The organism is Pedobacter puniceum (genome assembly GCF_009674685.1).
Lineage (GTDB): Bacteria > Bacteroidota > Bacteroidia > Sphingobacteriales > Sphingobacteriaceae > Pseudopedobacter > Pseudopedobacter puniceum.
Window position 1 is genome coordinate 1 of sequence record NZ_WKJI01000003.1, and the last position, 7,194, is coordinate 7,194.

3 protein-coding genes and 1 pseudogene are annotated in these 7,194 nt (G+C 38.6%); 3 read left to right on the forward strand and 1 reads right to left on the reverse strand.

Annotation, left to right across the window (positions count from 1 at the left end; genetic code table 11):
* A pseudogene (locus GJJ64_RS17040) lies at positions 1–3,845 on the forward strand (hypothetical protein); the annotation flags it as partial.
* Between the two features lie 470 nt (positions 3,846–4,315).
* Complete coding sequence (locus tag GJJ64_RS11390) at positions 4,316–4,861, forward strand: T9SS type A sorting domain-containing protein (RefSeq protein ID WP_154287918.1); 546 nt, start codon at positions 4,316–4,318, stop codon at positions 4,859–4,861.
* A 141-nt stretch (positions 4,862–5,002) separates the two neighbouring features.
* Here GJJ64_RS11390 and GJJ64_RS11395 read toward each other — a convergent pair whose 3' ends face one another.
* On the reverse strand, positions 5,003–5,893 hold the full coding sequence (locus GJJ64_RS11395; protein WP_229655529.1) for a hypothetical protein: 891 nt from the start codon (positions 5,891–5,893) through the stop codon (positions 5,003–5,005).
* Positions 5,894–6,124: 231 nt separating this feature from the next.
* On the opposite strand from GJJ64_RS11395, the gene GJJ64_RS11400 reads away from it, so the two are divergent.
* Positions 6,125–7,129: a fasciclin domain-containing protein gene (locus GJJ64_RS11400; RefSeq protein WP_154287919.1), complete on the forward strand. Its 1,005-nt coding sequence runs from the start codon at positions 6,125–6,127 to the stop codon at positions 7,127–7,129.
* Positions 7,130–7,194 lie beyond the last annotated feature (65 nt).

Here is a 7,194-nt window from a genome sequence, read left to right on the forward strand (position 1 = left end):
CAGGAGCGAAAGGAGATAAAGGTGACAAGGGTGATAAAGGTGACCAAGGTGAGGTAGGTCCACAAGGTCCGATAGGTTTAACTGGAGCTCAAGGTCCACAAGGTATTCAAGGCGAGAAAGGTGAAAAAGGTGACACCGGAGCAACAGGTCCTCAGGGTCCACAAGGTTTAGCAGGAGCAAAAGGAGATAAAGGCGACCAAGGAGAAGTAGGTCCACAAGGTCCGATAGGTTTAACTGGAGCACAAGGTCCACAAGGTATTCAAGGCGAGAAAGGAGATAAAGGTGACCAAGGTGAGGTAGGTCCTCAAGGTCCGATAGGTTTAACTGGAGCTCAAGGTCCACAAGGTATTCAAGGTGAGAAAGGTGAAAAGGGTGATACAGGAGCACAAGGTCCACAAGGTCCAATAGGTTTAACAGGTCCAGCAGGTCCACAAGGTTTAACTGGAGCGAAAGGAGATAAAGGCGACAAGGGTGATAAAGGTGATCAAGGAGAAGTAGGTCCACAAGGTCCAATAGGTTTGACAGGGGCAACAGGCCCACAAGGTATTCAAGGCGAGAAAGGTGAAAAGGGTGATACCGGAGCACAAGGTCCGATAGGTTTGACAGGTCCAGCAGGCCCACAAGGTTTAGCAGGAGCAAAAGGAGATAAAGGCGATAAGGGTGACCAAGGAGAAGTAGGTCCACAAGGTCCAATAGGTTTGACAGGAGCAACAGGCCCACAAGGTATTCAAGGCGAGAAAGGTGAAAAGGGTGATACCGGAGCACAAGGTCCGATAGGTTTGACAGGTCCAGCAGGCCCACAAGGTTTAGCAGGAGCAAAAGGAGATAAAGGCGATAAGGGTGACCAAGGAGAAGTAGGTCCACAAGGTCCAATAGGTTTGACAGGAGCAACAGGTCCACAAGGTTTAACTGGAGCGAAAGGAGATAAAGGCGATAAGGGTGATACCGGAGCTACGGGTCCACAAGGTCCAATAGGTTTGACAGGTCCAGCAGGCCCACAAGGTTTAGCAGGAGCAAAAGGAGATAAAGGCGATAAGGGTGACCAAGGAGAAGTAGGTCCACAAGGTCCAATAGGTTTGACAGGAGCAACAGGTCCACAAGGTTTAACTGGAGCGAAAGGAGATAAAGGCGATAAGGGTGATACCGGAGCTACAGGTCCACAAGGTCCAATAGGTTTGACAGGAGCAACAGGTCCACAAGGTTTAACTGGAGCGAAAGGAGATAAAGGCGATAAGGGTGATACCGGAGCTACAGGTCCACAAGGTCCAATAGGTTTGACAGGAGCAACAGGTCCACAAGGTATTCAAGGTGAGAAAGGTGAAAAGGGTGATACTGGAGCACAAGGTCCGATAGGTTTGACAGGTCCAGCAGGTCCACAAGGTTTAACCGGAGCAAAAGGAGATAAAGGCGACACTGGAGCAACAGGTCCTCAAGGTCCAATAGGTTTAACAGGTCCAGCAGGTCCACAAGGTTTAACTGGAGCGAAAGGAGATAAAGGTGACAAGGGTGATAAAGGTGACCAAGGTGAGGTAGGTCCACAAGGTCCGATAGGTTTAACAGGCCCACAAGGTCCGATAGGTTTGACAGGTCCAGCAGGCCCACAAGGTTTAGCAGGAGCAAAAGGAGATAAAGGCGATAAGGGTGACCAAGGAGAAGTAGGTCCACAAGGTCCAATAGGTTTGACAGGAGCAACAGGTCCACAAGGTTTAACTGGAGCGAAAGGAGATAAAGGCGATAAGGGTGATACCGGAGCTACAGGTCCACAAGGTCCGATAGGTTTGACAGGTCCAGCAGGTCCACAAGGTTTAACCGGAGCAAAAGGAGATAAAGGCGACACTGGAGCAACAGGTCCTCAAGGTCCAATAGGTTTAACAGGTCCAGCAGGTCCACAAGGTTTAACTGGAGCGAAAGGCGATAAAGGCGATAAGGGTGATACCGGAGCTACAGGCCCACAAGGTCCAATAGGTTTGACAGGTCCAGCAGGTCCACAAGGTTTAACCGGAGCAAAAGGAGATAAAGGCGATAAGGGTGATACCGGAGCTACAGGTCCACAAGGTCCAATAGGTTTGACAGGTCCAGCAGGTCCACAAGGTTTAACCGGAGCAAAAGGAGATAAAGGCGATAAGGGTGATACCGGAGCTACAGGTCCAGCAGGTCCACAAGGTTTAACTGGAGCGAAAGGCGATAAAGGCGACACTGGAGCAACAGGTCCACAAGGCCCTCAAGGCCCGGCTGGAACTTACACTGCTGGCTCAATGATTTCTATAGCTGCCAATACCATTGGTGTAGATGTTTTTGCTAATATTGGTGCTGGAGGGGGAGATATTCAAGGTTCTTTAAATCAAATGCAAATAAAAAGTGGTGCTGTTCAAGGTTATCAAGTTGCAGACGGTGCAATTCAAACAGCTAAATTAGCTAATGCTTCTGTAACTGCCGATAAGATTCAAGATGGTGTTATAACAGCTTCTAAATTAGCGAGTGGCTCAGTTACTGACAATGCTTTAGGATTTGCAAGTATTAATCCTAATAAATTATCTGCTTCAGGAGCAACATTAAATCAAGTACTAAGTTGGAATGGAGGAAGTTGGGTTCCTATTACTCCAAGCGCTGCAGGTGATGCAAGTACCACAACAAAAGGTATAATTCAGTTAGCTGGAGATTTGTCAGGAACAGCTACTTTGCCAACTATTTCTGCAAATGCTATAACATCAGCAAAAATTGCAGATGGAACAATAGTTACAACAGATATAGCTGATAATGCAATTACATCAGCCAAAATTCTTAATGGAGGGATATTGCGAGAAGATATAGCAGATGGGGCTGTGACAGGATTAAAGATTTTTGATGGAAGTATTATTTCTCAAAATCTTGCAGACAATGCTATAACATCAGCAAAAATTACTGATGGAACGATAGCTACCGCAGATTTAGCAGATGGTTCTATAACTGCTGCTAAACTAAGTGCTATGTCTGCTACTAATGGTCAGGTACTTAAATTTAATGGTACCGCTTGGGCACCTGCAGCAGAAGCAGCAGTAAATAACTGGTTGATTACAGGCAATGCTAATGCAACAGGATCAAGCTTCTTAGGTACAACAAATGATGTTGCCATGAGAATTAGATCTAATAATGTATCCATGTTAGAGTTTGGTAGAAGACAAACATTAGGTTTAACACAGTCTTTTGCAGATTATGATAGCGATGATCAACCATTAGTACATGTTAATGGAAATGGAACAACATCAGCATTACAGTTTGCTGCATCTGGGGCTCAATTTTATAAACCAATGTTTTTCACTACAACTGAGGGTAATTTTAGATTAAAAGGTAGTGCGGCTGGAACCGATTTCTTTGAGATAGGAAGTGCCGGAACAGGTAATGCGGGTAGGTTAGACTTTATTATCGGAGATGATGGTAATGAGCCAATTGTATTTTCTAAATTTAACTATACGACCTCAACTCCAGTAGAAATGATGAGAATGCAAGGTACTGGTTTGGATAATACCGTTAGGGTTGGTGTAAATACCAATGGTAATGTTGCTAATTCTACCATGCAAGTAAGTGGGTCTGTATCCTATTCCATCATGAGTGTAAATGGTAACACTACTTTAAATGATACACATTATACAGTTATACTTACTGGAGGTAATGGTAATTATACTATAACTTTACCAAATGCAAATACTTGTACGGGAAGAGTTTATGTGTTAAAAAATACTACTGGTGGTAATAAAACTGTTAGTCCTAACTATAGAAATGCTTCATCAACTTCTACAGGAACTTTATCATCAACATCAGTTATAATACTACAATCAGATGGTACTAATTGGCAACAGATAAACTAATCTATCAATAGGCTATTGATAAAAAGCGCTTACTACTTAGTAAGCGCTTTTTTTGTGTAAAAAATTACCTATATTCTACATATTGTAGAATAATTTATGCAAAATATTATGTTGGCATTGTTTTTATTATAGGTGTAAGCTTATTTCGTGAAGTGATGTGTTTGATGATGGTTTTAGAGTTAGGCAGTCTTGATTCTTTGACTTTGCATATTGGGGAATTATATCTATGATTTATTTAATATGTAGAATTAATTACCGTTTTTGTTTTGATTTTTAAATGATAAATCTGGATACTAATTTTTTTTGGCATAAAAAGTAATAGGTCTTTGAGAAACCGAAATATGCATTTAAATCAATTGGAAGCACTTTTTTGATGTTTTAGGATCAACATGAGGAAGCAATAAGGTGTTTAAACCTTTAATTTCATAAAGATTTTATACTGGTGGCTTTTAAGTTGCATTAGTGCCAGTATGAAAAGATTAATATTCGCTTTAGTAATTACTTTAAGCTTTATAGCAAAAGCTAAAGCTCAACAAATAGATAGATTTGTTTTTTCTTCAGGAAATGGTTCTGCAACTAATGCATACGGGGAATCAGTTCAATTTACAGTTGGACAAGCTTTCTTTACTGAAACACTTTCTAATAATAAATCAGAAATTATAACTCAAGGTTTTGAGCAACCAATGGCATTTGATAATTTACTTATAGCATCGGCATCTTTTAAAGACTTAAGCTTATTAAAGCTTGATGTTTACCCTAACCCAGCTGTAGATTACACAGAATTAGAATTAAATTTAATTGACCATGATGGTGCTAAAGTAATGTTGATTGATACTTGGGGCCAGGTTGTAAAAACAGAGGATTTTAAAGTTCCAGCTGGTAACCAAAAATTGTACTTTAACTTAGGAACTTTAGCTGATGGGGTTTATACCATTAGCGTTAAAGCAAATAAAAGAAGCTATGCTAAGAAACTAATCGTAAGCAATACAAGATCAAGAAGTGTAGGTAATTTCTAATCAGATGTTATCTTGATTTAGGTTAATTCAAATCATCCTCATGCTTTTAGCTGAGGATTTTTTTTTGTTTTAATACTTGAAAATATAAAAAAAGCCCGTAGTCATGACTACGAGCTTTTAAGTACCTTATTAATATTAATCTTAATATTCTCTGTATTTGAAATTGTAAACAAATCCAAAGCTAAAGAAATTGGCTTTACCTAGGTTTCTTCCTCCAATAGTTGTTCCGCCTCCGGCATTAATACCAAAATTACCATCAAGAGGGGCGTAAACATTAGCACCTATTCTAGTAAAGTTTACTTGCGTTGCAGGAAAAAATCCTGTGAAACCTGGTCTTAAAATATCAACGCCACCGGTAGATGTTTGGTTAGCTAGATAAGCATCTGCATAAAAACGCTTTTTAGCCCAGCCTAATTTTAATTGACTTAAAACAGCATCAGGTACTTCTGTACTTCTTAAGCTATACCCCGCTTGTCCGGTTACGAAAAAGCCATTTGCAAGTTTGTAATGAGCTAATGCAATAGCATTAAATGTAGTGGCTCTGTTACCAATGGCAATGATAGATTGTAAACCTTCATCAACTTTATAATCGCCAAGTGGTGTACTGATACCAAATGAACCTTGTAAAGATAAATTGCCTTTTTTAGCAAACTCATATTTTAAAAATGCAGAGATATCCTGAGCACCTTCTCTTGAGTTTTGAAAACCTAAATCGTTTAAAACATCTTGATTTGCAGAACCTGCAGTTCTAATAAAAGGTAAGTTTACAATAACATCTAATTTATCGCTAAAACCATAAGAAGCATAAATGTTAAAGCTATTTACAGTTACACTATTAAAGATTGGAACACCATCTATTTTCTCCGGAACAAGATAAACTTCTCCATAATTTTCATGATTGGCAGAGAAAGCTACATTCCCGCCGTTTTTACCTTGCATAAAGCCACTTAACGGAGTTTGTGCATAAGCTCCACTGCTTAGACTTATTGCAGTTACAAAAGCTAATATTTTTGATTTGTTGAATATTTTCATTTTCAAGTCTTTTAATTGTTAATAATGATTTAAATTGCTTATCGGATGTTTAAAATGATGAATTTATTTACACATTTGCATGAAATACGAAAGTTTATATAGATCTGGATTTTTAATTTTTTAAATTACTTTTTCAAACTGTAAATCTATTAAAAACTTTTGCTCGTATATACATGAAATGATTGCTTATCGGAAATAATTCAATCGTTAATTAAATTAAAAATCAAAGAAATGAAAATAAATAGATTTATAAATTCAAAGTTAGTTTTTGGGTTGGTAGCTTTAGCAGTAGCAACTGTTTTTTCATCTTGTAATAAAGAAGAAGATGCCAAACCTACAGTAGCGCAAGTAGCTGTATCTATGTCTGGTTTTAGCCAATTAGAAGCTGCTGCCATAAGAGGCAATGTTGCAATTGCTTTATCAAATAAAAACCCAGACGATCCATCAGGAAATTATACCGTTTTTGCGCCAACTAATGATGCTTTTGCTAGATTAGGTTTAGTAAATCCACAAGATTTAAACGTATTGCAAAAGCCTTTTTTAAATCAAGTTCTTAGATACCATGTAAGTAGTGGTGCTTTAAATCAAACACAAGTAATGTCTGCTGGTAACATACCATCCTTAATAAATGGTGTTACCAAAAAAGTAATCGTTAGAAATAATGAATATTTTATAAATGGCTCTAAAATTTTAGCTACTGATGTACAGGCTGATAATGGCGTTGTACATGTAATAGATAAAGTTTTATTAGCAACCGGTGTAGATATTGTTCAATCTGCATTAACTTTAAGAAATGCTCAAGGTTTTACCACTCCAGAATTAAGCTTTCTTGTAGAAGCAGTTTTATATGCAGACCTAGCTGGAGCATTAACTAAAGGTACTAATACACCAAGTTTTACGGTTTTTGCACCAACAGACCAAGCATTTAAGAATTTAGGTGTGATTTTAGGAGTTCCACTTAATGTGCCTGCTGATATTAGAAAACTTCCAAAAGATGTAGTAACCAATGTATTGTTAAATCATGTTGTTGCTGATGGAGGTAAATTTACTTCAGAACTATTTCAAGGTACCTTAAATCCATTATTAGCTAATTCATCTCTTACTTTAGGAGCATACAGCAATGGTGTTTTACCAGTTTCTGGAAGAGGAAATGCGCAAGCTGCTAATATGGTAATTCCTGATATACAAACTACCAACGGAGTTGTACATATTATAGATAGAGTGCTTCTTCCATAATGTTTTTTAGTGTTAATTAAGAAGGGCCTGGTAATTTATCAGGCTCTTTTTTTTGAATTAATTTT

Excerpts from the sequence above, each read along its gene's own strand:
- GJJ64_RS11390 (WP_154287918.1), top strand. The coding sequence starts at position 4,316 with ATGAAAAGATTAATATTCGCTTTAGTAATTACTTTAAGCTTTATAGCA.
- GJJ64_RS11395 (WP_229655529.1), bottom strand. The coding sequence starts at position 5,893 with ATGAAAATATTCAACAAATCAAAAATATTAGCTTTTGTAACTGCAATA.
- GJJ64_RS11400 (WP_154287919.1), top strand. The coding sequence starts at position 6,125 with ATGAAAATAAATAGATTTATAAATTCAAAGTTAGTTTTTGGGTTGGTA.